The organism is Saccharothrix deserti, from assembly GCF_009769385.1.
Taxonomy (GTDB): Bacteria; Actinomycetota; Actinomycetes; order Mycobacteriales; family Pseudonocardiaceae; genus Actinosynnema; species Actinosynnema deserti.
This window is the reverse complement of record NZ_VKAB01000016.1, coordinates 73,671-100,487: the sequence shown is the minus strand read 5'-3', so window position 1 is coordinate 100,487 and position 26,817 is coordinate 73,671. Positions and strand designations below refer to the sequence as shown.

General features: G+C 71.9%; 21 protein-coding genes. 8 read left to right on the top strand and 13 right to left on the bottom strand.

Features of this window, described 5'->3' with window-relative positions:
* The first annotated feature begins 51 nt into the window (after positions 1-51).
* On the top strand, positions 52-1,359 hold the full coding sequence (locus tag FM051_RS25730; RefSeq protein WP_158847653.1) for a hypothetical protein: 1,308 nt from the start codon (positions 52-54) through the stop codon (positions 1,357-1,359).
* Positions 1,360-1,951: 592 nt separating this feature from the next.
* Here the strand turns inward: FM051_RS25730 and FM051_RS25725 are convergent.
* On the bottom strand, positions 1,952-2,287 hold the full coding sequence (locus FM051_RS25725) for a hypothetical protein (protein WP_158847651.1): 336 nt from the start codon (positions 2,285-2,287) through the stop codon (positions 1,952-1,954).
* Between the two features lie 194 nt (positions 2,288-2,481).
* Positions 2,482-2,796, bottom strand: coding sequence for a type 2 periplasmic-binding domain-containing protein (locus FM051_RS25720; RefSeq protein ID WP_238412648.1), 315 nt, complete (start codon positions 2,794-2,796; stop codon positions 2,482-2,484).
* Between the two features lie 98 nt (positions 2,797-2,894).
* Between FM051_RS25720 and FM051_RS25715 the strand changes: the two genes are divergently transcribed.
* Complete coding sequence (locus tag FM051_RS25715) at positions 2,895-3,152, top strand: helix-turn-helix domain-containing protein (RefSeq protein WP_158847649.1); 258 nt, start codon at positions 2,895-2,897, stop codon at positions 3,150-3,152.
* A gap of 455 nt (positions 3,153-3,607) precedes the next feature.
* Positions 3,608-4,939 (top strand): pectate lyase family protein, encoded by a 1,332-nt coding sequence (locus FM051_RS25710; RefSeq protein ID WP_202919017.1) that lies wholly within the window; start codon positions 3,608-3,610, stop codon positions 4,937-4,939.
* 70 nt (positions 4,940-5,009) lie between these two features.
* On the opposite strand, the gene FM051_RS25705 is transcribed toward FM051_RS25710, so the two are convergent.
* On the bottom strand, positions 5,010-5,354 hold the full coding sequence (locus FM051_RS25705) for a peptidase inhibitor family I36 protein (protein WP_158847645.1): 345 nt from the start codon (positions 5,352-5,354) through the stop codon (positions 5,010-5,012).
* A 189-nt stretch (positions 5,355-5,543) separates the two neighbouring features.
* On the opposite strand from FM051_RS25705, the gene FM051_RS25700 reads away from it, so the two are divergent.
* Positions 5,544-8,114, top strand: coding sequence for a tetratricopeptide repeat protein (locus FM051_RS25700; RefSeq protein ID WP_238412647.1), 2,571 nt, complete (start codon positions 5,544-5,546; stop codon positions 8,112-8,114).
* 19 nt (positions 8,115-8,133) lie between these two features.
* On the opposite strand, the gene FM051_RS25695 is transcribed toward FM051_RS25700, so the two are convergent.
* The 8 genes from FM051_RS25695 to FM051_RS25660 all read right to left on the bottom strand — a co-directional run bounded on the left by FM051_RS25695 (position 8,134) and on the right by FM051_RS25660 (position 18,189).
* On the bottom strand, positions 8,134-9,726 hold the full coding sequence (locus FM051_RS25695; RefSeq protein WP_158847641.1) for a thiopeptide-type bacteriocin biosynthesis protein: 1,593 nt from the start codon (positions 9,724-9,726) through the stop codon (positions 8,134-8,136).
* On the bottom strand, positions 9,726-10,862 hold the full coding sequence (locus FM051_RS25690) for a hypothetical protein (RefSeq protein ID WP_158847639.1): 1,137 nt from the start codon (positions 10,860-10,862) through the stop codon (positions 9,726-9,728). Before FM051_RS25690 ends, FM051_RS25695 begins: the two co-directional genes overlap by 1 nt.
* Positions 10,859-12,589 (bottom strand): TOMM precursor leader peptide-binding protein, encoded by a 1,731-nt coding sequence (locus tag FM051_RS25685; protein WP_158847637.1) that lies wholly within the window; start codon positions 12,587-12,589, stop codon positions 10,859-10,861. The genes FM051_RS25690 and FM051_RS25685 overlap by 4 nt, the downstream gene beginning before the upstream one ends.
* On the bottom strand, positions 12,586-14,136 hold the full coding sequence (locus FM051_RS25680; RefSeq protein WP_158847635.1) for a hypothetical protein: 1,551 nt from the start codon (positions 14,134-14,136) through the stop codon (positions 12,586-12,588). The genes FM051_RS25685 and FM051_RS25680 overlap by 4 nt, the downstream gene beginning before the upstream one ends.
* Positions 14,133-15,209 (bottom strand): lantibiotic dehydratase C-terminal domain-containing protein, encoded by a 1,077-nt coding sequence (locus FM051_RS25675; RefSeq protein ID WP_158847633.1) that lies wholly within the window; start codon positions 15,207-15,209, stop codon positions 14,133-14,135. The genes FM051_RS25680 and FM051_RS25675 overlap by 4 nt, the downstream gene beginning before the upstream one ends.
* Complete coding sequence (locus tag FM051_RS25670; RefSeq protein WP_158847631.1) at positions 15,206-17,638, bottom strand: lantibiotic dehydratase; 2,433 nt, start codon at positions 17,636-17,638, stop codon at positions 15,206-15,208. Before FM051_RS25670 ends, FM051_RS25675 begins: the two co-directional genes overlap by 4 nt.
* A 122-nt stretch (positions 17,639-17,760) precedes the next feature.
* Positions 17,761-17,928, bottom strand: a complete 168-nt coding sequence (locus tag FM051_RS25665; protein ID WP_158847629.1) for a thiazolylpeptide-type bacteriocin — start codon at positions 17,926-17,928, stop codon at positions 17,761-17,763.
* 99 nt (positions 17,929-18,027) lie between these two features.
* Positions 18,028-18,189: a thiazolylpeptide-type bacteriocin gene (locus FM051_RS25660; protein ID WP_238412646.1), complete on the bottom strand. Its 162-nt coding sequence runs from the start codon at positions 18,187-18,189 to the stop codon at positions 18,028-18,030.
* A gap of 807 nt (positions 18,190-18,996) precedes the next feature.
* Between FM051_RS25660 and FM051_RS25655 the strand changes: the two genes are divergently transcribed.
* Complete coding sequence (locus tag FM051_RS25655; RefSeq protein ID WP_158847627.1) at positions 18,997-20,211, top strand: MFS transporter; 1,215 nt, start codon at positions 18,997-18,999, stop codon at positions 20,209-20,211.
* A 207-nt stretch (positions 20,212-20,418) separates the two neighbouring features.
* Here the strand turns inward: FM051_RS25655 and katG are convergent, their stop codons facing one another.
* On the bottom strand, positions 20,419-22,653 hold the full coding sequence (katG, locus tag FM051_RS25650; RefSeq protein WP_158847625.1) for a catalase/peroxidase HPI: 2,235 nt from the start codon (positions 22,651-22,653) through the stop codon (positions 20,419-20,421).
* A 33-nt stretch (positions 22,654-22,686) separates the two neighbouring features.
* On the bottom strand, positions 22,687-23,115 hold the full coding sequence (locus FM051_RS25645) for a Fur family transcriptional regulator (RefSeq protein WP_158847623.1): 429 nt from the start codon (positions 23,113-23,115) through the stop codon (positions 22,687-22,689).
* Between the two features lie 272 nt (positions 23,116-23,387).
* Here FM051_RS25645 and FM051_RS25640 point away from each other — a divergent pair, with 272 nt between their 5' ends.
* The 3 genes from FM051_RS25640 (at position 23,388) to FM051_RS25630 (ending at position 26,806) form a co-directional block, all read left to right on the top strand.
* The gene (locus FM051_RS25640) at positions 23,388-23,882 is read left to right on the top strand and encodes a MarR family winged helix-turn-helix transcriptional regulator (protein ID WP_158847621.1); all 495 of its coding nucleotides are present in this window, start codon (positions 23,388-23,390) and stop codon (positions 23,880-23,882) included.
* Between the two features lie 155 nt (positions 23,883-24,037).
* Positions 24,038-25,306, top strand: coding sequence for an FAD-dependent monooxygenase (locus FM051_RS25635; protein ID WP_158847619.1), 1,269 nt, complete (start codon positions 24,038-24,040; stop codon positions 25,304-25,306).
* A gap of 111 nt (positions 25,307-25,417) precedes the next feature.
* The gene (locus FM051_RS25630) at positions 25,418-26,806 is read left to right on the top strand and encodes an MFS transporter (RefSeq protein ID WP_158847964.1); all 1,389 of its coding nucleotides are present in this window, start codon (positions 25,418-25,420) and stop codon (positions 26,804-26,806) included.
* Positions 26,807-26,817: the final 11 nt, after the last annotated feature.

Sequence of the window (26,817 nt, the reverse complement as noted above, 5' to 3'; positions counted from 1 at the left end):
GGTGCGTGTTGTCCACTAGCGTCGGCTGGTGTGAAGGGTGGGGGAGTTCCAGTGGGCGGCTCGGTCTGGCGGTTGGTCACCGCCGGTGTGGCGGGGGCGGTGGTGCTCGCGTTCGTGGGGTCGCCGCAGTCGTTGGGGATGTTGTTCGTGGTCGGGCCGGACAGCCCGGCCCACATCGGCGCGCAGCTCGTGATCGCGCTGTGCGGTGCGGGCGCGATGGCGGTGGCCGTGCTGCTCGACCGGTATTGGCGTTGGCTGGTCGCCGCGGGTGCGGCGGGTGTGGTGCTCGCGACGGTGCTGCACGCGCCGGAGTACCGGGGCCTGACGGCCACCGCTGTCGGCAGCGGGCAAGACCCGGCGACGCAGGGGTTGTCGATCCCCGTCGCGGTCGGCTGCCTGGTCGCGGGTGCTGCCGGCGTGTTGGTGATCGGGCTCTTCGGCGTCGTGCGGGAAGTCGCGAGGTCGAGCAGGGCTGGTGGCGCGCTCGCCGGCTTCGTCGCGGTCGCGGCGTACTACGGCGTGGCCGTCATCGGTCCGGCGCGGTCCGCCGCCGCGACGCCGCGTGTGCTGATCGTCGCGGTGGCCGCCGCCGTCGCGATCACCGCCGTCGTGCTCGGCGGCAAAGCGGCGGTCGTGGAGAGCGACGGCTGGGCGCGGGCCGCCGGAGCCTGCGCCGCTGTCGCGACCGTGCTGCCGACGGTGGCGGTCGCGATCACCGGGGAGCAGGCCTTCGGCACCGTCACCGGGGGAGTGGTAGGACTCGTGGTGTTCGGGATCGCGGTCGCGGCGAGCGCGACGACCGGGCTCAGGAGCGTGACCGCGGTCGCGCTGACAGGCCTGGTCCTGGCCGCGCCCGTCGTGATGCTCGTCCTGATCCACGACGCGCCGGCGGGCGCCACCGGCTTCGCGTGGCCGCTCGCGCTGGCGGGTGTGCTGGTCGGCGCCGTCGGTGCGCTGCGGACGTGGTCGACCGCCGCGCTCGTCGCCCTGGCCGTCCTCCCGTTCATCGGGATGGCACTGCGGCCCGACGAACGCGGCGTCGCGGAGTTCGTCGTGTGGGCCTTGCTGTTCCTGGTGATGGCCGCCGTCGCGGCGAGCGCGGGCTTGGCCTTCCGCGTGGTCGGAACGCCCGCCTTCGCGGCCTTGGCGACGGCCTCGGCGCTCGGCGTGTTCGGCACGCTCAACCTCTGGCGTGCGGCCGTCACGGAGGATGACGGTGGCGTGGGCGCGTCACTGGGCACGGCCGGGCATTGGGTTTCGGCCCTGCTCCTCGTGTGCGCGGTCGCCCTCGTGCTGGTGGTCGGTCGCCCCGACCCAGGACCTGACCAAGGCGTTCCTCAAGCCGCTGGAACGACTTGAGGGACGCCTTGATCAGGTAGAGGTCAGGACCCCGGGTACCAACCGCGCCAGGTGCCGCCGGCGTCCCGGTAGGACCACCAGGTCGAGTTTGTTGTTCCGTACACCCGGACGGTGACGTGCCGGAGCCCCTCGAGCACGAAGCAGCTCTGCGTGTCGTCGGCCCGGCCGCCGTTGGGCATCTCGTGCCAGGTGGTGGCGCCCGGCCAGGTGCGGTAGATGCGCCGGGTGGGCGAGATGGCGAACGCGGTCGCCTCGCCGCGTCACCCCAGTTGCACTCCAACTTCGTGCCGCAGATGCCTTGCCCGGAGACGCCGAACGCGGTCGCCGGGTTGATTTCACCGGGATGGTGGTTGATGAGCAGCCCTGTTCGACGTACTTGACGGCCGCACCATCGCCACTGCCGGCACCGACAAACCATCGCCCTCTGGAACACCGACCCCGACACGCCATCACCACCGTCTGCCACACGCTCGACCGCGATCTCACCCCTGATGAATGGACGAAGTTCCTCCCCAACACGCCCACCACCCGATCTGCGCCCAGTGATGCAGTCGTCGGGTCGATCACGACCCGACGACTGCGCCGGGACCGGTTACCTGATGTCGAAGAACAGGTCCTGCGAACCCCAGCACGTGACCTTCCGCGCGATGACCGGGTCGCTCTTGCTGCACGAGACCCGGGCCGCCCATTCGACGGTGTCGGTCGGGAACTGCCGCTTGGGGGCCAGCGACGCACCCGAGACGACCCTGATGCACCACCGGTCGGGGTTCGACTTGACCACCACGGCCACCCACACCGCGTGGTTGCGGTGGTTTGTGAAGTTGATGAGGTTGCCCGCGGCCTGAGCGGACGGTGCGGCGACGAGCGTGGTCACGGCGGCGCAGGCCAGCGTGGCCGGGCCCACCTTGCGGAACCAGTTCTTGAGCACTGACGACTCTTGCGGGGTCGGAGGGTGCGTTGACGCTGTTCATGGTCACCGCCGGAGCGATCGATGAACATGCGCGAAATCCCGAAGTCGTCTTCCGCAATTCGCGGCCACCGGAACGTGCGAAAGGCGCGTTGCCGGAAAATCCGACGCGCCTTTCGAGGATGCCGCCCGCAGGCCTGCGCCGAATTGATGTCCTAACGGCCGGGGTGCAGCCCGAGCCGGCCGGGTGTGGGTGCGCCTTGCACCTCGCCGAAGTAGAGCGCGAACGTCTGCTTCCAGCGCTCGACCTCGGCGCGGTCGGCCATGAACTGGGGGAAGCCGCCGAGGTGGGCGTCGGGGTACTGCCAGATCGGCTTGAAGCCACCGGCGGGGGTGACGTCGGTGCGGACCGACCAGCCGTTGAACGAGTTCGCCTGCACACCGGTGGAGAGCTGCCAGTTCATGTAGAGCTCGGCCGCCGCCGGGTGCTTGGCGCCGGCCAGGATCACCGCCCGCTGACCCCGGGCCATGAACGGGTGGCCGTCCGCGACGACCCAGCGGAGCGCGGCGGTCGGCGGCGGTCGTCGTGCTCACCAGCTACGGCACCCGGGCGGACGTGGTGCGAGCCATGACCGCGGGTGCCCGCGGCTACGTGCTCAAAGCCGGCGCGCCGGACGAACTGTTCCAGGCCGCCCGGACAGCCGCCTGTGGCGGTGCAGCCCTCGGCCCGGACGCCGCCGCCCGCGTGGTCAGCCGACTCACCGGCCCGGAGCCCGTCCTCACCGACCGGGAGATCGAGGTGATCCGCCTGGTCGCCCAAGGCCTGGGCAACCGCGCCGGCGCCGTCTCCGAAGCGGTCCGCCGAGGCCTGGTCGAACTCCGCTGACGGACCCATATCTGCGTAATCCCCTGGTTCACAAGTATGACCAGTGCCCGCCGATTTTGTTCACAAGTATGACCGGTCCGCATTTTCCGCCGCAGGTCCGAGGCGAGTCGGTGATCAATTTTGGTGGCGATGACCTGGGCATTCGATCGATTCGACGCTCGGCGACGTGGTGCTACCCCGGAATTCGCCGTTGACCCCGCGTTGTCGACCTCATAGCATCCGATGGGAAAACGGTTTCCTGTCCGATGGCGCAAAGAAGCACCCAGGGGCACCGTGTTTGTCGCCTTCCCGTCGACGGGTCGATATCACTGGGTGTCGCACAGTTGCGCCTCGATCGATTCTGTCACCCTGCAAATGGAAAGCGCCTTCACGACGAGCTGATCCCACGGAGACTTACCATGCGCGTGAGACCCATGATTGCGTGTATCGGCCTGTTGGCCGGTGCACTGGTTGCGGTGGCATCGTCCACCGCGCAGGCCGCGCCTACGCGGTACGAGGTGGAGAACTCGCCGGCGGTGTGTTCCGGCACGATCGATTCCAACTGGTCCGGGTACTCCGGCAGCGGGTTCTGCAACGGCACCAACGCCACCAGCGGCTACGTCCAGTTCACGGTGAACGCGTCGGCTTCGGGTACGGCGACGTTGGGCGTCCGGTTCGCCAACGGGACCACCACGGCCCGGCCGGCCAACCTGGTCGTGAACGGCTCCACGGTCCAGGCGCCGTCGTTCGAGGGCACGGGCGCCTGGTCGACTTGGGTGACCAAGACGCTGAGCGTGTCGGTGAACGCGGGTAGCAACACCATCCGGCTCAACCCGACCACCGCCGGCGGCCTGGCCAACATCGACTACCTCGACTTCGAAGTCGGTGGCACCCCTCAGCCGCAGCCGCCCGGCGGGATCGTCGGCTGGGCCACGCAGGCCGGCGGCACCACCGGTGGTGCGGGCGGTTCCACGGTCACGGTGAGCAGTTGGGCCGATCTCCGGACCCAGGCGCAGGCCTCGGGTGCCCGGACGATCCTGGTCAACGGCATGCTCAGCGGTTCGGGCACGATCGAGGTCAGCGCCAACAAGACGATCCGGGGCGTCGGCGCCAACTCGGGCATCTCCGGGACCACCCTCAACATCGAGGACATGACCCCGGCCAACGTGATCATCCAGAACATGAACATCCGCGGGGTGCCCGGCAACGACGCGATCCAGGTCGAGAGCGCCACCCACGTCTGGATCGACCACAACACCTTGTCCAGCACCATCGAGAACGACCCAGACTTCTACGACGGCATGATGGACTTCACCCACGCCGCCGACTACATCACGGTGTCCTGGAACGTCGTCCGGAACCACTGGAAGACCTCGCTGGTCGGCCACTCCGACGGCAACGCCGGTGAGGACCGCGGTCACCTGCGGATCACGTACCACCACAACTGGTTCGACCGCACGTTCGAGCGCAGCCCGCGGGTCCGCTTCGGCGAGACGGTCCACGTGTTCAACAACTACTACTCCAACGTCAACAACAACTCCGACTCGTACGCCATCGCTTCCCTGATGGACGCCGGACTGCTCGTGGAGGGCAACGTCTTCGAGAACGTGCAGCAGGCGTGCTGGTCGGCGAGCGGGTACGCGGACTCCGATCCCGGACGGTTGGTGGCACGCAACAACTCGCTCACCAACTCCGGACCGTGTGAGATCAACGGCACGGTGGCCGCTATCCCGTACGGCTACACCGCGGACGGTGTCGGCACTGTCAAGTCGTCCGTCACGGCGGGTGCGGGCGCGGGCAAGCTCTGACCCCGCTTCCGGCTCAGCACGACTGGAGACGGCGACCGGCACCGGCCGGTCGCCGTCCCCACGCGGAGTCTCAGTCGGTGCAGACGTACCGCTCGCCGGAGAACGACGAGCTGTCGGAACTGCTGCCGCCGTTGCGGATGTTCCAGACGTTGCCCCAGCTCGCGTCGTAGAAGCGGGCGTAGACGGCCATGTTGTTGCGGTAGGAGAAGACGGCGTTGGCGAGCCCGTAGTCCGCGAGGTCCCAGCACTGGCCGCGCCGCTCGGTCACGAACTTCATGTTGATGAAGCCGGTGTTGCGGTACAGGCACAGGCCTCCGGCACGGCACGGCTCGGCGGCGGACGCCGCGGGGGAGAACACGACGCCGGCGGCCGTCAACGCCAGCGTAGCGACAGCGGTCGCTGCCTTTTTCCACATGGTGATCATCCGTTCTTTCCCGTTCAAGATCGGTTGCAGCCCGTGGAGGTGACGCCTCCCGCGCCCCTCCGGCGGGGTCGATGGTGCCGGGCCCCGGCGGGCGGTCGGGCGAATCCGACCGAATCCGAACGCCACGGGCACCGGGCCGCTACGGTGGGACACCCCAGTCGATCCATGGAGTCGCACGGCATGTCGCGCCCGGTCCGCACGTTCGCGGATTTGCCCGATCCCGGGCAGGCGGCCACGCTCGACGACCTGGTCGAGCGGCTGCGGCGGCTCAAGGTGTGGGCGGGCGACCCGTCGTTCGAGCGGATCACGGCCGCGGTCAACGCGGAGTGGACGCGCGCCGGGCGGCCGGCGGGTGAGTTGGCGCGCAAGACGACCGTCGTGGACTGCTTCCGGGCCGGGCGGAGGCGGGTCAACGCCGACCTGGTCGTCGGGGTCGTGCAGGCGCTGCACCCGGACGCGGGGTACGTGTCGCACTGGCGGCAGGTGTTGCGGGTGATCGGCGGTGAGGCCGCCGCGGCGGCGCAGGTGCGGGTGCGGGGCGCGTTGCCGGACGACCTGCCGCGGTTCACCGGGCGCGAGGCGGAACTGGCGGTGCTGCGGCGCGCGGCGGCCGGCGGGTGGGTGGCGGCCGGCGGGCGGGTGGCGATAGCGACCATCGAGGGCATGGCGGGCGCCGGGAAGACGCGGCTGGCCGTGCACGCGGCGCACGTGCTGGCGCGCGAGCGGGCGTTCGCCCGGGTGCTGTTCGTCGACCTGCGCGGTTTCGACCCGGACCAGCCCCCGGCCGACCCGGCGGCCGTCCTGGACGGGTTCCTGCGGCTGCTCGGGGTGCCCGGCACGGAGGTGCCGCACGACCTGCCGGACCGGGTCGCCGCCTACCGCGAGCGGATCGCCGACGCCCTCGTGGTGCTCGACAACGCCGCCGACGAAGCGCAGGTCCGGCCGCTGCTGCCGGACGCGCCGGGCTGCGTCGCGCTCGTCACGAGCAGGCGCGGCCTGACCGGGCTGGAGGCGACGGCCCGCGTGTCGATCGACGTCTTCACACCCGCGGACGCCGTCGCGTTCCTCGCGGACGAGGTCGGCGACGTGCCGCGGGGCGACGACCCGTCGGCGTTGGCGCGCATCGCCGGCCGCTGCGGGTACCTGCCGCTGGCCCTGGGCCTGATCGCCGGGCACATCCGCGCCGCGGCCGGCTGGACGCTCACCGACCACGCGGACCGGCTCGACGACCGCCACCGGCTCCACCGCCTGGACACGGGCGTGGAACTGGCCCTGGACGTCTCCTACCGACGCCTGCCCGCGGACCGGCGTCGGCTGTTGCGGCTGACGGCCCTGCACCCGACCGGGGAGTTCGACGCGCACGCCGCCGCCGCGCTCGCCGACACCGACCTGGCCACCGCCCGTGCGCACCTGGAGCACCTGCACCACGACCACCTCGTGCAGGGCACCGCGGGTCGCTACTCGTTCCACGACCTGGTCCGCGCCCACGCCTCCGGCCGCGCCGCCGACGAGGACCCGCCGTCGGCCCGGCACGCGGCCGTGACCAGGCTGTTCGCCTACCAGTTGGCAACGGCCTCGGCCGCGATGGACACCCTGCACCCGGCGGAGGCCGACCGCAGGCCCCGGGTGGCCGCGGCCACGACACCGGTGCCGGACGTCACCGACGCCGACGCGGCGTTGGCATGGCTGGACACCGAACGCCCGGCGCTGGTCACGTCGGCCGCGCACGGCAGCCCCGCGCACGCCGTGCACCTGTCGCTCACGCTGTTCCGCCACCTCAACAACGGCCACCCGGTCGATGCCCTGACCCTCCACGGCCACGCGCACGACGCCGCCCGCGAACTCGACGACCCGTCGCTGCTGGCCCACGTGCTCACCAACCTCGCCGCGACCCACCTCCAGCTGCGCCAGGCGGAACCGGCGGCCGAGTACCTCCACGAGGCGCTGGAGCTGTTCCGCCGCGCCGAGGACAGCGCCGGCGCGGCCCGCGCGTTGACCAACCTGGGCGTCGTCGACACGCGCCTGGGTCGCTTCCAGCAGGCGGCGGACCGCTACGGGCAGGCGCTGGGGCTGTGCCGGGACACCGGGGACCGGGCGGCCGAGGCACGGGTGCTGACGAACCTCGCCGGGGTCGAAGAGCGCCTCGGCCGCTACGAGTCGGCCGCCGACCACCTGGAGCTGGCGCTGCGCCTGTGTCGTGACCTCGGCGACCGCGACGACGAGGCGTGGGCGATGGAGGGTCTGGGCTCGGTCGAGGTGAAACTCGGCCGCCACGAGTCCGCGATCGACCACTACGAGCAGGCGTCGGCCCGGTACCGGCAACTCGGCAACCGCTCCGGCGAGGCGTGGGCGGCGGAGGGGCTGGGCACGCTGCACGCCCACCTCGGCGACTGCGAGCGCGCCGCCGAGCACTACGCCCGCGCGCTGGCCGCGTTCCGCGAAATCGGAGACCGCGACGGCGAGGCGTACGCCCTCAACGGCCTTGGCGAGACGGCCGCGGAGTCGAGCGCCGCCGTCCACCACCACACCGCCGCGTTGAGCCTCGCCGTGGAGATCGACGCCACCGACCAGCGGGCGCGGGCCCACGCCGGGTTGGGCCGCGCCTTGGGGTCGCGTGAGCACTACGAGCAGGCGTTGGCCCTCTTCACGGAACTCGACGCGCCGGAAGCCGAACAGCTCCGGGCGCTGCTCGCCGATGAGGCGGGCGCACCGCCTCGGGACGCGTCTGCGTCAACGCCACCACACGAATGATCTTCCGCTGTCGCGCGCGTCACGCTGTCGACGTGGGAGCCGAACTGACCGGCATGAAGTAGACCAGCACGTCGTTCACGCCGTCCAACCCGAGCACGTCGTGGGCCATGTCGTCGTAGAACCCGCCGATCGTCCCCAGTGACAGCCCGGCCGACTGGGCCACGAGCGCGAGGTTCTGCGCCAGGTGACCCGCCTCGACCAACGTCAGCCGCAGCGCCCGCAAGCCGTAGAACCGGCGCAGCTCGCCCACCCGCACGTACAGGGCGAGCAGCGCGGGCGTCGTGGCGAGCACGACGCCGTCGTCCCGCGGGCCGAACCACATCGACGTCAGCGTGACGTCCGATGTGGACGGTGCTGGCGCGATCCGCACCAGGACCCGCTTCGCCTCGTCCACGTCGTACACGCCCGGCGCGAGGTCGGACACCTCCCACGCGATCAGTCTCAGCCGAGCGGTGTGCAGCGCGCCCGCGCTCGGGTAAGGCCTGCGCCCGCCGGGCAGCGCGCCCTGCGCGGTCCACAGCAGGGTGGCCAGTTGCTCCGCCGACAGCGGTCCGGTCAACTGCTCGCCGCGCGAGGTGTGGCGGGCCGACAGCGCGTCCGCCAGCGAACCGGACGGGGCCTGGACCGGTGGCAGCGCCACGACCTCGTGCCACGGCAGAACCGGCGGCCACGACGGGATCACGCCCTTGCGCGGTCCCTGTTCCTCCACACCGGACAGGAACTTGCTCGCCTCCACGTACCGGCGGTCGGGCGCCGAGGCCCCGTCCTCGTGGAACGGCGTGACGCCGTCCGGGGAGCCTGCGGTCTGCGCGACCAGCCAGCACACCGTGCGCTCCTCCTCGGAGCCGATGCCCAGCCGGTTCAGCAGCATGTGCAACTGCGACGCCCACACGTACGACGGCAGGTCCGGCCGCACCTGGTCCATCCAGAACGCGACCGCGCCGGTCGAGTGGGACTCCAGCCGGTCCCAGCGGGCACTGAGATCCGCCGCCCGTTGCTCGTGCAGCTTCCGCGCGGCCACGTGCGAGCGGAGCGTCGGCGGCGCGGACGGCTCGTGGCCCTGCCTCCACCCGGACGCGAGCGTGCGCAGCCACGACGCCGCGGCCGGGCGGTCCAGCTTGAGCGCGATGGTCGTGGCCATCACCAACTCCACGGCGGCGCTGATCTTCGCGCCCGGCGTCCTCGCGGCACGCAGCACGGCCACCGCGACCTCCGTGCTGCGGCAGAACACTTCCTCCGCCACCGGCAGCGCCTGTGGTCCGCCGTACCGGTGCACTTCGGGCTCGTACGGCACCTCGCGCACGTCGCCGTGCGGCAGCCAGGCCTCCCCCGAGGCGCCGAGGGAGGCGTAGAACCGCTCGGGGTCGACCGACAGCTCGGGGAAGCCCGCCCCGGAGACCAGGTCGCGCAACTGCGCGGTGACGTCCGTGGTCGCGTCACGGAGCCGGATGCGCAGGTGCGGGCCGGTCAACCAGTACCGGACGTAGAACCAGTCGGCGATCCGGCCCGCCGCGCGGTGCTCGGCCAGCGCCGGTGCGAGCGTGTCGGCGATGAACGCGTCCACGTGCTCGGTCGCCCACGACAGCCGGACTTGCAGGCTGGTCCAGCTCATCACGCCTCCAGCGGACTCAGGTCGTAGGTGAAACCCGCGCCGCGCGGGCGGCCTGCCACGAGCAGGTACAGCAGCGAGTGCGACGCCGGCGCCCGGACGAGCGCTTCCAGCGGGCTGTCGAACACGCTGCGCGCCGGCCGGCAGAACATCCCCGCGCCCGCCGCGGCCGTGCACACGTGCTGCGCCGTCGCGCCGGCCGCACGCAGGAGCGCGGGATAGCCGTCCGGGCCGTCCGACGCCACGGCCGCGGCCGGGTCGCCCGTGGTCACCAGCGCCAGGTTCATCCGGGCCACGTCGATGGTGTTGGGCGGGTGCCCGAACACCTCGCGCAGGCCCTCCAGCGCCGGACCGGGTTCGACCAGCCGCAGCCCGTCCACCTCGCACCACCCGTCCAGCGCGTACCACCCATCGGCCAGGCCCTCGACGTTGCGCACCGCCAGCCTGTGCCGCAGGTCGTCGCGCACCGGTGAGCCCGCCGGGGGACGGGTGATCGCCGCCACGAACGCGCGCACGGCGCTCGCGGGCAGCGGCCTGGGGTCGGCGGAGATGCCGCGCGGCCCGAAACCCGAGCCGCGCGGCGGCATCGGCGGCGGCTCCAGCGGCTCGCCGGTCTCGCGGTCCGGGGCCACGGTCACGGTGAGCCCCGATGTCCACGCCTTCAGCCCGTGCCGGACAGCGTGTTCCACCAGGGCCGCCGCCACGTGGCCGACCTCCAGTTCGGTGAGCACGTCGCCGAACTCCCGGTAGCCCTCCGCGAGGCGTTCCCGCCGCCGCACGAGCTCCAGCCGCACCGGTCCGTCCAGGACGGGCGGCTCCGCGCCGATCGTCGCCCGCCGCACCGGGTCCAGCGGCCACCGCCGCGACCCGATCGCCAGCACGACGTCCACCGTGAACGCGGCCCGCGCCGACGGGTAGCCGCGGTGGTCGTTGTACTGGTTCCACGTCTCCCAGCGCAGCGGAGTCGCCACTTCCGTCAGCAGGTGGCCCAGCGCCGCGCCGAAACGGCCCTGGGCGGCCAGGGCGGTGAGCGGCACCCGAGGTCCCGCCGAGGGCCGGAACGGTGCGGGTCGCCCTTGCTCCACCACCCGGCCGGGGCCGTGCGCGTAGGCGGTGGCGAGCGCGTCGGCGGCGGTCACGGGAACGGGTGGGGCAGCGGGGGACCGACCGGGCGCAGCCGGGGTATGCCGTGCGTGCGGCGGTTGAGCTCGCCGAACGACATCGGCACGGTTCCGGGCACGATGACCTTCGCCGAGTGCAGTCCCAGCCGGGCGCGCCACACCGGGTCGGTCTGGTCGACCGCGATCACCTCCAGGTCCAGCGCGGCCCACTTCCGCACGTAGTGCTCCAGCAGCGCGTCCAGGTCGTCCCGCGGCACGTCCGGGACCACCGGGTCGACCGGTGTCGCGGGTACGAGGAAGTCGTACCGGCCGGCGGCCTCCGGGAGCCCGTTGACGGTCACGTGGTCCTCCATCGTGCGGATCAGCTCCGGCGTCGCGAGCATCTTCCGCAGCCGTTCCCGGTCGTGGTCGCCGGGGCGGCTGCGGTACTGCCTGGCCGCCGACTCCACGTCCACCGCCACTTCGGCCGCCGCCGAGCGCATCGCCGCGTCCGGGTCCAAGCCCGCGCTGGCGGCGAAGAACGCCCTCGGTGCCAGCTCTGCGCGGCCGGTGTAGCGGGCCAGGGACAACACGGAGGGCACGCCCAGGTCGTTGGTGGCGTCGTAGAACTCCAGGTCGTAGCCCAGCTGCGCCATCCGGTCGACCAGGTGCCGGACGAACCCGTCCCGGACGACCAGGTGCGGCAGGCGTTTCCGCTCGTACCAGGCGGTCAGGAACGCGTCCCGCTCGGCGATCTCGAACATCCCGTACAGCACGGCTTCGGTGAGGCTGTTGCCCGTGCCGCAGCCGTTGGACGTCTCGTCGACGAACCGCGGGCCCGCGTCGTGCCCCATGGCCCAGTACGCCACGTGCTCGGGCACCGCGATCGGTCTGGCGTTCGTGTACGACCAGCCGTGCACCCAACGCGTCCGGACGTCGGGGTGGTACTCGACGGTGTGCGGGGACTCGTTGTCGGGTAGGCCCAGGCGGGGCGGGTCCAGCGCTCTCGACCCGAGTTCGGCGTAGGACGACTCCAGGACCGTGGTGACGCGGCGGGGCCGCATCCCGGCGTGCCGCTCCACGGCCTCGAACAGCGCCACCCGCTCGGCTTCGGCGTAGTCGCCCGTGCGGCCGAAACCGGCCTGCCCGGTCTGGTTGTCCGGCACGATCTCCGCGGTGACCGCCGCCAGGGGCAGGTCGCCGATCCGGAAGATCCCGCCGACCGGGCCGTGCCGCAGGTCGAACAGCGCTTCCCGCACCGCGTCGCCGTCGGTGAGCGGGTTGGCGCCCCGCAGCGTGCCCGGCACCACCGGGACCGGGGTGCGGACGACCGTGGCGGCATCGGGGGAGTCCTCCGGCAGCGGCCCGCACACCGGGCAGCCGCCGGACCGGGGCCGCACCCGGTGCTCCCCGACCGTCGCCAGGTCCGTCCGCACGGCCAACACGACGTCGCGGTACGCGTCCGGATCCGCCAGCACCCGCTCGACGAGCACGTCCAACAGGGGCTTGAGCGCGGGGGAGCACAGGCCGCCCAAGCGCATCCTCTCGTCACGGCGCGGCACGGACCTGCCCAGCGTGGCGAGCCGCGCGTCCTCGGCGCAGCGCAGGCACACGCCGTCACCCACGCCGTCACCGCCGCCGAACACCGGCCCGAGCAGCACCAGACCACCGTCGTGGCGCATCGGAAGCACGGGCGCGTCCGCGCCGTCCGCGCTGATCCGGTCGAGGTCGCCGATCGTGTACCGGGACAGCTCCAGCACGGTCACCGGCTCACCTCCGGCACCGCGAACGCCACCACGCCGGCGGCGTCCAACACCGGGCCGAGGCTCACCGGTTTCACCTCGGCCGGCGCGAGCAGCGCCCGCAGGTCGTGCTGCAACGCCTCCTCGCCGTCCCGGACCCCGAAGGGCCAGAACCAGTCCCGGTTCGCCCACGGCGCGTCGGCCCCCTCCGGGGCGGTGACCGGCACCGCTCCACAAAGGACGATCGTGTCGTCGAGCCCGGCCTGCGCCCGTCCGGCGGCGGCCAGCGCGGCGAACGCCACGGCGTCGGCGGCGCCCGCCTCCACCGCCCAGGACAGCACCTCCTCGCCGAGCCGCACGACGGCGCGGACCACGCGGTGGTCCAGCCTCGTCACCTCGACCTGTGCGGGCAGGCCGAACCGCAGTGTGACGGCCTTCCACCAGCGCCGCGCGGTCGGGTCGGTGAGCCATTCGTCCTCGCCGACCGGGGTGCCCGGCACCTCCCGCACGGCCGTGCGCAGCGCCAGGCCCAGGGCGTGGGTCCGGTCCGCGCCGAGGACCGCGCCCTCGGGCGCGAGCTTCCGCGCGGCACGGATCAGCGCGTCGAGCCGCGCCGAGTGCTCGGTCGTGCCGAACCCGACCACGTCACCGGACGCGGCGAGCTTGACCGGCAGTTGCGGCAGGTCGCCGGGCACCGGTTTCGCGACCGGGCCGAGTTCGGCGTCCCCCAGCACTTCCAGCAGTATCCCGTTCGGCTCGCACGGCCGGACCTCGGACAGCCACGGGTGGTACTCGGCGCGCAGCGGGTCGACCCCGGCGACGAGCACCGCCTGGTGCGGTGGGCCGGGCGGCGGCACGTCCTGCCACATGTTCACCACCTCCGCCGACGGGTCGGGCAGACCGCCCACCGCGCACACCAGCCGGTGCGCGGCGGCCGAGCCGAGCAGCGCGGCCAGCACCTCGGGCGGCGTGCCCGCGGTGCCCGCGAGTCGGTCGGCGACCGCCGACGCGTCCGCGAGCACGTCGGCCCGCGAGCCCGGCGCGACCACGAAACCCACGTCCTCGGCGCACCCGGCGGCGACCGCGTGACCGCCGGCGGTGAGGAGGAGCCCTTCGCCGGACTCGACCACGGTCTTCAGCCCGGTCGCGGTCAGCGCGCGGACCGCCGCTTTCGCCAACGCGTCGTCACCCGTCACGGTGACCGTCGTGGCCTTCATCCGCCGCCACGACTCCAGCGGTGACGCGGCGACGGACTCCAGCCAGCTCGCGATGTCCCCGGGAGGCGCCTCGTCGCCCCATGACGCGGGCACCTCGACCAGCAGGTCGTGCTCCCACAACTGGGCGATGATCAGCTCCAAGGCCTTGGCCACGGCCGGCGGCGCGTTCTCCGGAACGGCCAGTCGCCCCGGCGGCACGCCGTCGGCCAGCGGACCGGCGAGGCGTTCCCAGATGGTCCACAGGCCCTTGCCGCCGTCCAGGGTGAAGCTGGACTTCCAGCCCCGCACGTGCAGGCCGGTCGCGGTGGGGGTGGCGTGCGCGATGGGGCGCAAGCGCAGCAGCACGTCGTTCACCGCGTCACCTCGGCCATCCGCGCGATGTGCTCGGACCAGCCGACCCCGGTGATCCGCTGGGCGGCCTTCGCGACGAGGTCCGCCGCCAGGTAGCGCTCGACCGGCGTCACGTCGCACACCGCGAGCAGTTGGTAGAGCATGTTGGTCCCGAAGCGGTAGACGGTGACGGGTCGCTGGTAGAGCGGGTGGTCGAGGTCGACGGCCTGGAGCTGCCGGTGGTACTCGCTCTGGTAGTCGCGGTGGTCGGGGTGCCAGCGGCGGATCGCCTTCTCCTCGCCCAGTTCCACGGCCCGCTCGCCGTGCAGCGACGGGCGCTCGGTGGGCAGCTCGCCCCGGTCGAAGACCTCCTCGATCAGGCCGCGGGTGTCGACCGTCCACGCCGTCCACGGCGTCCGGGTCCGGCCCTCGGCGATGTCGCGGACGGTTTCCGTGACCGGGTCGGCGTTGCGCTCCCACACCTGGTCGAACCGCGCGCGCAGCACGCCGTCCGGATCGCTGTGCAGCAGGAAGTCCTCCAGGTGGGACAGGAACGAGTGGTAGCCGTTGAGCAGCCCGGCCGGGTAGCGGCTCGCGTGCGCGGCCATCGCGGTCAGGGCGAGGTGGACGCGGGACGCGGACGTGCCGTCGGTGGCCACCGCACCCCGCACGGCCGGCACCCCCAGGCGCAGGCACCGCGTCCGCAGGTCCACCAGCACGTCCGAGCCGAGCAACCCCCGGATGTCGGTCAGGTCCGTCGGCTCCACCACGACCGTGTTGTCCGGGTGGATCGGCTCGTAGGGTGGCCGGATCAGCTCGGCCACACCGTTGCGCCGGGCCTGCGCCAGCAGCTCCTCGTCCGATGTGTCCACTGTGGAGGGAGATGTGGCCAGGTACGAGCGCAGCCCGTCCGCGACGAGCTCGGCGGCCTCCTCGGGGCCGTCCAGCCTGATGCGCAGGTGGGGGCCGTGCAGCCAGTGCCGTTCCACGTGGCCGGTGGCGCCGGTGCGCTCCGCCGCCGCGAGTGCGGGCAGCACTGCCTCCCGGAGCAGTGGCGCCTTCACCGGGTCACGGTAGTAGCAGACGACATCGGTCACAGTGCCCTCCAGTACGTTTCCGCGATCATCTCGACCACCCGCCCGTTCGGTGACCCGGCGCCGGGCACGGGCAGTGCCTCGGTCAGCCGGACGCCCTCGGGGAACCGGGAGAGCAGGCGGGGCAGGCAGCGCAGGTGCAGCGCGTCGCCGAGGTCGGCGTACTGCGGTTTGCCCGCGGCGAGCGTGCGTTCGTAGACGTCGGCCGACATCGGTCCGAGGTCGGGCCCGACGAAGACGTGCTCCGGCAGGCCGTGTCGGGCGCGCAGCCTCGCGGTGTCCACGGCGGCCTGTTCCTCGGCGCCGATGCCGGGTGGCACGGGGAAGTCCCACGACCGGCGGGCCAGGACGACGTCCCCGTAGGTGAGTCGGCCCCTGACCGTGACAGCTCCGTCCACTGTGGACGTGCGGAGCGGGTCCAGGTCGACCCAGCCGCAGGCCAGGTCGGAGTACAGCGGGATCTGCCGGTCGGGTAGCGCCAGCGGGATCAGGAATCCCAGGTACAGCACGTCGAGCGGGGCGCCGCGGTGGGTCACCCGGATCTCGTCGGTGTCCTGGTCGTGCCGGACGTCGATCTCGTCGGCGGGCAGGTCGGCCCAGCGGGCGTCCTCCCCGATCTCGCGGGCGTCCAGCAGCGGGTGCAGGTTGGCGTTGAAGCCCCGGACCGGGCGGAACTGGGCCCGGTCGGGCAGGTAGCGGCCGACCTGGGCGGCGACCGCGTCGCGCGCGCCGGGCAGCCGGTCGAGGAAGCGGCTGGTGAACTTGCCGAACCCGGCGTAGACGCGGTTGACCACGAGCCCGCCGTCGGCGGTGGGCTGGACGAAGAAGCCGTAGGAACCGGGCCGGCGGATCGCCCAGGGCGGCAGCAGGTCGGCGGCCGTGGCGAGGACGTGGTCGGTGACCGTGCCGTCGTGGACCTGGTCGACGAGCTTGGCGCGGGCGTCGAGCACGGCGAGGACCTCGGGGTCGTGCACGTCGCCGATCCGCGTGGAGTCCTGCCAGGCCAGGCCGAGCGGGGCGGCGCAGTCGGCGAGCGAGGCCGTGCCGCCTTCGCCGAACCACTCGACGAAACGGGTCCTGGCCAGCCTGCGGAGGAGGATCTGCTGGTCGAACGCCACCAGCAGCGGGGTCAGCCGGGCCAGGGCGGCGGACGCGCCGGGCGGGACGGGGATCGGTTCGGGCAGCAGCACGTCCTCCACGACCGGGGGAATGCCGGACAGGTCCGCGCCGAGGCGTTCACCGACTCCGCGCCAGCCTTCGGCCAGATGGGCGATGGTGGTCGCCCGGGTCGGCGGGTCGGCCGTGCCGAACGCGGCGGTCGTCTCGGCCAGGCGCGTCACCTCGGCGGCGGCGGTGTCGTCGTGCGACCGCAGCCAGGTGGCGAGCGAGCCGATCGCGTCCGGGTCCTGCGGGTCGATCGGGGACACCGGCACCAGCAGGCCGATGTCCCGCATCTTCGCCACGTAGCCCGCGGCCTTCGCCGCGTCCGCCGCCGACAGCCTGGCCGCCAACGCCTCCGCGACCGCCTCCGGCCGCACCCCTTCCGGCCCGGCGGCCCGCACGGTCGCGATGACGAACCGCAGCGGCCCGGTCGCGGCCACGTCGACTTCCTCTTCCTTGGTCACCAGGGCCCGCCCGCCGCCGGCGACCGGGGTGTCGCGGCGGAACAGCACGCGGCCGTCGCGTTCCCGCAGACCGGGCGCGAGGCGGTGCGGCAACACCGGACCCAGCGCCGCGACGATCCTGTCCGGCAGCAGCCGGTTCACCGCCGGGTGCGACACGGGCTCCGCCGAGGGCCACGGCCCGTCCGCCCACGTGCCCCACCCGACGTGGGTGTACCAGGACAGGGGGCTCGTCTTGGCGGTGGCGCGCAGTGCGTACCGGAGCACGGTCGCCTCCGCCTTGCGCGCCTTGCGATCCGGCTCACCGCGACCGGCCGCGGTCCGGTCGACGCCGTGCAACAGGTCCGCCCCGGTCAGCACGCTCGCCCGGCGCAGCTCACCGGTCGAGCACACCTCGGCCAGCCACGCCCGCGACGCGGCGAGACCGGCGGGCCAGGCGCTCAGCGCCGCGTCGACCGCCGTCTCCAGCGCGGTGCGGGCGTCGAGCCAGTGCGCCAGCAGGGGAACCCGGTCGGACAACGTGCCCAGCTCCGCCGGCAGCGCGGGCCGGGGCGCACGTCCGTTGTGGACGGCTCGCCGCAACGGCAGCACGACGCGCCGGTGGAAGCCGGGGGAGTGGGTGTCGGCGCTGTCGTGCAACGCGTCCGCCAGGTCGGCCGCCATCGCCGAGATCCGGGCCTCCGCCGCGACCACCGCGTCCAGCGCGGCCCGGAAGTCCGACGGCGCCGGCCCGGGGTGCGGCAGCGCCGCCACGCGGATCAGCGCGTAGGGCGCGAGTTCCGCGGTGAGGCGGGTCGGTGCACTGGTCATCCGGTGGTCCCCCGTGTGTTTCGCCCGTGGACGTGTGCTCTCTGGTCCGGTGCGGTGTGAATCCCCATGGCGTGGGGGCCGGGAGCGCCCGCGAACGGGTGCTCCCGGCGTGCTGATCGAACTCAGCCCATGGCGGGGGGTAAACCCGGGTCCTGCTGGCAGCAGCAACACGAACCGCAGGAGCAGGAGTTCGACGCGCCGGTCTCCGGCAGCGCGACGCCGTCACGCATGGCGGTGACGGCCAAGTCGTCCAGGACCAGGTCCTCGACCTCGAAGCTCAGTTCGTACATGACAAGCCCTCCAAGTGGGTCGTCCGGCCCGCAACGCCCGCGAACGAGCGCACCGTGCCGTTGAGGGAGCAAGGACTGCGACGTGCAGTCCTCTCGGGGTCAGTCCGGCAGTTGCGGCGACGGGCAGCAGCAGCACGAGCTGCCGCCCGAGCACGACCCGCCCGACGCGCCGGTCTCCGGGAGCGCTACGGCGTCGCGCATGGCGACGACCGCGAGGTCGTCGAGCGCCAACTCTTCGACATCGAAAGTCAAGTCCAACACAGTGAATTCACCCCCTTTCGCAAGCGCGGACTCTAAACAGTGCATCATCGTCCGGCAAGGCTTCGGGTTTTATTCCCGCATTGCCTGCAATTCGCCTATGGGGTGTATTGAAAACTTCTGTGTGCAGCGCAAACGGCGTAGTCGGCACACCGTAGGCGCGCTTCTCCGCGCTAGGGGGCAAGGAACGGGCGAGGGTCGTCCGGTCAGTCGGTTCCCGCAGGCACAACGCGTACGGGTCCGATTTGGTATATGTCGCGCGTCCGCATTCGGTGTACTTCTGCTTGACCCGGTCGAGGTACTTCTCGGCCGTGTCCGGGCGCACTCCCGCCGGCGGGCGGCCGAAGCCGGCGCATACCCGATGCGCAACCCACGAACCCGGCGCGCTCCTGATCGGACGGCCTCGGCTCGCGCGGCCCGTGCCAACCCGCACCAACTCACGATCCGCGCCGGTCTTTACGCGATGTTGCGTTCGACATTCGAGCGGGTCGGCGTGTCGTGGACGACTGCGATCAAGAGGATCGGGCGACGCGGTGTTCGTCCTGGTCTCGGCGCAGATACCCAAGGCGCCTTCGTCGACCGAGTGCCCTGAAGGGCGACCGATGAGCCGGGTGTGATAGCCGGACTGCTGGAGCATCGCGGGGAACATGGCACGCAGTTCGGTGTCGGTGTGCACGTGCCGGCCTCAGCGACCCACCCGTGGCGCCACCTCACCGGTCGCCTTGTCGCTGCCCTCCACTTGTCCGAACTGGACAGTCTGCTCGCCGAAATGCGCTGGGGCCAGGCCAGGACGGACGTTACGGTCGAGTTGTGCCGGAGCCACTTCGCGCGACCACCCCGAAGCTGACCTACCGCCAGGTCGTGCTGATGCCGCACGTCGCGCCGCTGCTCGGCGCGGCGCTGTGCTCCCGTCTTGCCGAGCAGATGTTCACCCTCGTGCTGGTGTTGCACGTGCTCGACGTGTTCAAGTCGCCGACGCTGGCCGGTGTCGTGGTGTTCGCCGCGGTCGCCCCCGGCCTGATCGTCAGCCCGGTGGCGGGCGCCCTGCTCGACCGCATCGGGGCGGTGCGGTCGATCGTGGCCGACCTGGTGGCGAGCGCGGTGCTGGTGGGCGCGCTGGCGTTCGTCTCCGGTGGCATCGTGCCGGTCGTGGTGCTGGCGGTGCTGTACTCGCTCACCAGCCCGCTGAACATCGCCGGGGTGCGCGTGTTGCTGCCGAGGCTGGTGCCCGGCCCCGCCATCGAACGAGCGAACGCGCTGGACACCGGCCTGTTCAACCTGGTCGAGGTGCTGGGGCCGGTGCTCGCGGGCGCGTTGTTCGCACTGGCCGGTGGGCAGGCCACCATGGTGGTCGTCGCCGTGCTCTACGCCCTGGCCTGCGCGTTCACGCTGGTGCTGCCGGCAGGGCGGCCCGAGCACGCGGAACACCGGCCGTTGCTGCGTTCCACCGTCGAGGGCGTGCGCTATGTCCTGACACACCCGGTGCTGCGGGCACTGGTCGTGTCCTACGGCCTCTACCAGGTGGTGTGGGGCGTGCTGGTGGTAGCGGTGCCGACGGTGGCGGGCAGCGCGCGGGCGGGTCTGCTGTGGGCTGTCGCCGGGGTCGCGGGCATCGTCGGTGCGTTGATCGTCGGCCACGTCCTGCGTGAGGGCCGCGAACGCGCGGCGATGGTCGTGGGCACCGCGATCACGGCGGTCGCGGCGGTGGTCGCCATCGGCGGCATCGTCGGGCTGACCATCGGCCTGGTCGCGGTCGGGCTGGTGTCCGGCCTGGTCAACGTGGGTCTGCTGACGTTGCGTCAGCGCCGCACCGATCCGGACAAGCTCGGCCGGGTACTGGCCGTGTCGATCAGCCTCAACACCCTGGGCATGCCCATCGGCTCGGCTGTCGGTGGTTTCGTGATCGAGAGGTCGTCGGCTCTGGCGTTCGTGGTGGCGGGTGTCGCCGCGGCGCTCGGTGCGGTGGCGGTGTGGGTGATGGTGCCGAAGGAGCCCTCGAAACAGCGCGAGGAGGCCGGGACGTGACGAACGTGCTGCGAGCCATGCCGCCGCGGCCGCAGGCCAGGCTGCGGCTGTTGTGCCTGCCCTTCGCCGGTACTGGGGCCTGAAGCTGTATCTGGTGTGCGCAGGGGACGCCATGCCGGTCATGTGGTGCCTGGCCAACCCCGAGATCGGCGTCCAGGCCGGCCGACGCGCGGCCGGCCTGGACGCCGTGATCAGGCGATGTCGGGATCAGGCGATGTCGAACCGGTCGAGGTTCATGACCTTGTCCCACGCGGCCACGAAGTCCTGGACGAACTTCTCCCGCGAGTCGTCGCTGGCGTAGACCTCGGCGACGGCGCGCAGCTCGGAGTTCGAGCCGAAGACCAGGTCGACGCGGCTGCCGGTCCACTTGACCTCGCCGGTGGCGCGGTCACGGCCCTCGAAGGTCTCCGCGTCTTCGGAGGTCGACTTCCACTCCGTGCCCATGTCGAGCAGGTTCGCGAAGAAGTCGTTGGTCAGCGACTCCGGCGTCTCGGTGAGAACGCCCAGCGCGGACTGCTGGTGGTTGGCGCCCAGCACGCGCAGGCCGCCCACGAGGACGGTCATCTCGGGCGCGCTCAGGCTCAGCAGGTTCGCGCGGTCGATCAGCAGGTACTCCGACGGCAGCCGGTTGCCCTTGCCGCGGTAGTTGCGGAACCCGTCCGCGGTCGGCTCGAGCGGGGCGAAGGACTCCGCATCGGTCTGCTCCTGGGACGCGTCCGTGCGGCCCGGGGTGAACGGGACCTGGATGTCCTGTCCCGCGTTCTTGGCGGCCCGCTCCACGGCGGCGCACCCGCCGAGCACGATGAGGTCGGCCAGCGAGACCTTCTTGCCGCCGGTCTGGGAGCTGTTGAAGCGCTCCTGGATCTCCTCCAGCGTGCGCAGCACCTTCGCCAGGTCGTCGGGGTTGTTGACCTCCCACCCGCGCTGGGGCTCCAGGCGGATGCGCGCACCGTTCGCCCCGCCGCGCTTGTCACTGCTGCGGAACGTCGAGGCCGACGCCCACGCGGTGGACACGAGCTGGGAGATCGACAGCCCCGAGTCGAGGATCTCGCGCTTGAGGCCGGCGATGTCCTCGTCACCGACCAGCTCGTGGTCCACGGCGGGGACGCGGTCCTGCCAGATCAGCTCCTCCTGCGGGACGAGCGGACCGAGGTAGCGCTGGATCGGGCCCATGTCGCGGTGCGTCAGCTTGAACCAGGCCCTGGCGAACGCGTCCGCGAACTGGTCCGGGTGCTCCAGGAAGCGGCGCGAGATCTGCTCGTAGACCGGGTCGAACCGGAGCGCGAGGTCGGTCGTCAGCATCGTCGGGGTACGCGTCAGCGAGCCGTCCTCGGGGTCCGGCACGGTGTTCGCGCCAGCGCCGTCCTTCGGCTTCCACTGGTGGGCGCCGGCGAGGCTCTTGGTCAGCTCCCACTCGTAGCCGAACAGGTTCTCGAAGAAGCCGTTGCTCCACCGCGTCGGCGTGGTCGTCCAGGTGACCTCGAGGCCGCTGGTGATCGCGTCCCGACCCTTGCCGGTGCCGAAGGTGTTCTTCCAGCCGAAGCCCTGCTCCTCGATCGAGGCGCCCTCGGGCTCGGGGCCGACGTACTTGTCCGGGTCGGCCGCGCCGTGGGTCTTGCCGAAGGTGTGCCCGCCCGCGATCAGCGCGACGGTCTCCTCGTCGTTCATCGCCATGCGCCCGAAGGTGTCGCGGATGTCGCGGGCCGCGGCGAGCGGGTCCGGGACGCCGTTCGGGCCTTCCGGGTTGACGTAGATGAGGCCCATCTGGACGGCGGCCAGGGGGTTCTCCAGGTCCCGGTCGCCGGTGTACCGCTCGTCACCGAGCCAGGTGCGCTCGGGACCCCAGTAGACGTCCTGGTCGGGTTCCCAGACGTCCGCCCGGCCACCGGCGAAGCCGAAGGTCGTGAAGCCCATCGTCTCCAGGGCGCGGTTGCCCGCGAAGATCATCAGGTCGGCCCAGGAGATCTTGCGGCCGTACTTCTTCTTCACCGGCCACAGCAGCCGGCGCGCCTTGTCGAGGTTGCCGTTGTCGGGCCAGCTGTTGAGCGGTGCGAAGCGCTGCATGCCCGCGCCCGCACCGCCGCGGCCGTCCTGGACGCGGTACGTGCCCGCGCTGTGCCACGCCATCCGGATCATGAACGGCCCGTAGTGGCCGAAGTCGGCGGGCCACCACTCCTGCGACGTGGTCATCACCTCGTCGACGTCCTTCGCCAGGGCGTCGAGGTCGAGGGTCTGGAACTCGGCGGCGTAGTCGAAGTCGGCGCCCATGGGGTTGGCCACGACGGGGTGCTTCCGGAGGATGCCCAGGTTGAGCTGGTTCGGCCACCAGTCGCGGTTGCTCCCGCCTTCGGTCGGGTGGTTGAAGCGGCCGGCCGAGACCGGACACCCGCCCGCACCCTCCTCGTTCATCTCTCCAACGACGGCGTTAGGGCTGTCGGTCACAGGAATCCTTCCGGGGGAACAGGGAACTGCTCGTCAACTGGTTGCGGTGGAGCACTCGGGGCACAGGCCCCGGTAGACGACCTCGGCTTCGTCGATCGTGAAGCCGTGGTCGTCGGACGCGATCAGACAAGGTGCGGAGCCGACGGCACAGTCCACATCGGCGATGGCGCCGCAGGAACGGCACACCACGTGGTGGTGGTTGTCCCCGACGCGCGCCTCGTAACGCGCCACCGAGCCGGGCGGCTCGATGCGTCGCAGCAGACCCGCGCCGGTCAGCGCACGTAGCACGTCGTACACGGCCTGGTGGGACACCGCACCGAGCTTCCCACGCACGACGCCGGTGATCGATTCGGTGTCGGCGTGCGGGTGCTCGTGCACCGCGGACAGCACGGCCATCCGAGGAGCCGTCACGCGCAGGGACGCTCCGCGCAACATGTGTTGGAAGTCGGAAGCCGTGGGCACGTGCGGAAGTCTCACTCAATTTCTGGAATCAATCAAGTTTAAGTTTGGTTGTCCTGGGTCACAGTCTGCCGCCCGGGTGCTTGTGGACTGATCACTGTCGGTCGCGGACAGTGCGGACAGTACGGCCTCCCGCGCCACCGGGAGAGCTCACGGTCGGTGACCGTGAGATTACTCTGCACCGCCTCCGGCGCCTCGACGAGGCGTCCCGTGTCGAGCGCTGAGGCGGCGGAGGGGCGACCGGTCGTCCGCCGCGCACGTGGTTAGCTGGCCGCATGGTGACCGGCAGGAGGGCGGCGGCGCACGGTCCGGTGGACGGTGCCCGCCTGGAGGTTCCGGGCGAGCTGCTGGGGGCTCCCGGGTACGTGGCGCGGCGGCTGTACCAGGCGTACCTGGCCAACTGGGTGCGCGCGGTCGACTCGACCGTGACCGGGCCGCAGTTCGCGGTGTTGGTCGCGGTCGACAAGTACCCCGGCGAGGACCAGGGGTCGCTCGCGCACGTCGCGGCGCTGGACCGGTCCACCATGGCCGATGTGGTGCGGCGCCTGGAGGAACGCGGGCTGGTCGACCGGCGGACCGCGCTCAACGACGCCCGGCGCAAGCTGCTGCACCTCACCGAGGAGGGTGAACGAACGCTTGCCGAGGTCAACCGGCGGGCCCGTGACCTGGACCGGAAGCTGCTGCGCGGCCGTACCGCGGCCGGTATCCAGCAGTGGCTGGAAGAGCTCAACGGCGTCGCCGAGCACTGGGAGTCGTTGATCGAGGACTGAGGGGGTCGGCCCGGCGTCGGTCGTGCGTCGGCCGCGCGCCGGGGTGTTCCGTTGGTGTTACGCCGCGAATCGCCCCTTGATTTCCCAGATAGTCCGTGTTCGGATTAATTCGCTGTCGACGGATGCTCCCGGCCCCCGGACTACCTGGAGGAGACGTGCGCACGAGTCAGTCCTACGACGTGACCGTCGTCGGCGGTGGCCTCGGTGGCCTGACGGCCGCTCTGTCCTTGCGGCAGAAGGGCATCCGGGTCACCGTGCTGGAGCAGGCCGATGAGCTGGGCGAGGTGGGCGCGGGCATCCAGACCGCACCGAACGCCAGCCGCATCCTGACCGGCCTCGGCCTGCGCGCCCGGCTGGAGGCCATCCACACCGAACCGCAGGACCAGGTGCGCCGCCGCTGGGAGGACGGCAGCGTGATCGCCCTGACCCCGCTGGGCGATCACTGCAAGCGCACCTACAACGCGCCGTACTGGCACTACCACCGGGCCGACCTGCACCGGGTGCTGCTCGACGCCTGCCTCGACCCGGACGGCCCCGGACCGGTCGTGCGGGTGCGCACGGGCAGCCGGATCGTCGACGTGGACCGGACCGACCCGGCCCGCCCGACCGCCGTCACCGCCACCGGTGAACGGCACGAGGCGGACGTGCTGATCGGCGCGGACGGCATCAGGTCCGCGGTGCGGGACGTCCTCGGCTTCCCGGACACCCTGGTGTTCTCCGGCGAGATGGCCTACCGGGCGCTGGTCCCCGGCGACAAGATCGCGGCGGACCCGGCGACCCGGTGGCTGGTGGACCGGTTCCAGAGCACCATCTGGTACGGACCGGACCGGCACCTGGTGCACTACCTGATCCGCGGCGGCGAGTACCTGAACGTGGTGGCGATCGTGCCCTGCACCGAGGAGGTGGCCGAGCGGTGGAGCGCGCCCGCCACGGCCGACGAGCTGGTCGACGCGTTCCCCGGCTGGGACGACCGGGTGGCCGCCGTGCTGTCCAAGGCGGAGGGCGACGCCTCGGCGTGGGCGATGTACTACCGACGCCGCGATCCGGTGTGGGTGGACGGTCACGTCGCGCTGCTCGGCGACGCCTGCCACGCGATGCTGCCCTACCAGGCACAGGGCGCGTCGCAGGCGATGGAGGACGCCGCCGTGCTGGCCGAGGAACTGGGCTCGGTCCCGGTCTCGGACGTGGCCGGCGCGCTGGCGAGGTACGTGGCGCGCCGCGCCAAGCACGCCGGGATGGTGCAGGAGGCCTCCTTGCGCAACAAGGACTTCTACCACCTCCCGGACGGTCCGGAGCAACGCGCCCGCGACGCCGGGCTCCGCGACTTCACCGGTGAATCCGATGTCTCCTACGACTGGCTGTGGCGCGGGACCCCGCTGAACGACCCCGATGCGGAGTCCTTCTCCTACCCGTTCCACCGGTAGGCACAGCACCTTCCCCCACCCCGAGACGCCTCCTGCCGTCGCTGCCGGGCCGGTGTCACCTACCCACCCCGACACACCGGAAGGTCTTGGTCCGTCATGAACACAGGTGTGCTGAAGACCGGCGAGCAGATCGTTCAGGAACTGCCCTGGAAGTGGCCGGTCCAGGGCAGGATCTTCGTCATCGGCGGCCTGGGCTACATGTTCGACGCCTGGGACGTCACGCTCAACGGGTTCCTCACCCCGTTGCTCGGCGTGGAGTTCGGACTGTCCACAGCGGAACGCGGACTGGTCGCCACGGTCAACCTGATCGGCATGGCGGTCGGCGCGATCGGCTGGGGGACGATCGCCGACCGGATGGGGCGCAAACAGGCGTTCAGCATCACGTTGCTGATCTTCGCGCTGTTCTCGCTGTTCGGCGCGTTCTCGCCGAACTTCACCGTCTTCCTGGTCCTGCGGTTCATCGCGGGTATCGGCCTCGGCGGGTGCATCCCGGTGGACTACGCCCTGGTCAGCGAGTTCTCGCCACGCAGACTGCGCGGGAAGGTCCTCACCGCGATGGACCTGTGGTGGCCGATCGGCGGCACGCTGTGCGGTGTGGTGGCCACCGTGCTGGCACCGGTGGACGGCAACTGGCGCTGGATGCTCGGGCTGATGGTCGTCCCGGCGCTGCTGGTGTTCTGGGTCCGGCGCGGTATCCCGGAGTCGCCGCTCTACCTCGCCCGCACCGGACGCGAGGCCGAGGCGCGGGCCGTCATCGACGATCTGGTGTCCCGCACGGGTGCCGCGCCACAGGACTACGTGATCAACGCGCCGACCACGGCCAAGCGGGAACGCGGCCCGCGCGTGGCGTTGTCCCAGCTCCGCCGGGTGTGGAGCTACAGCCCGCGGATCACATCGGTGGCCTGGTCGCTGTTCGTCACCGTGATGCTGACCTACTACGTCGCGCTGAGCTGGATGCCGTCGATCCTGACCGCCCAGGGCTACGGCACGTACGCCGCGTTCTCCAAGACCACCGTGATGAGCGCGGTGGGCATCGCGGGCGTGGCGCTGTCGGCCTTCCTGGTCGAGGTGCTCGGCCGCAAGTGGCTGATCGGCCTGTCGGCCCCGTTCGCCGCGGCGGCGCTGGTGGTCTTCTCGCTGGTGCTGGAGTTCCCGACCGCCGCGGTGATCTGGATCGGGATCTTCGGCTTCGTGATCCAACTCGCGATCCCGGTGCTCTACGCCTACGTGTCCGAGCTGTACCCGACGGACATCCGGGCCAGTGGTTTCGGGTGGGCCTCCGCGTCCAGCCGGGTGGCCAGCGGCTTCATCCCGTTGATCTTCGGCAGCCTGCTGTGGCCCGCGCTCGGCCTGCCGCTGACGTTCACCGCGCTCACCGTCGTGGTGCTCGCCGCCGTGCTGTGGATGGCGGTGGGCGCGCCGGAGACCAAGGGCCGGGAGCTGGACCGGATCACCGAGGCCGACGCGGAGCCCGTCGTCGGGACCGCGCGGACCGCCTGACGCGCCGGAGG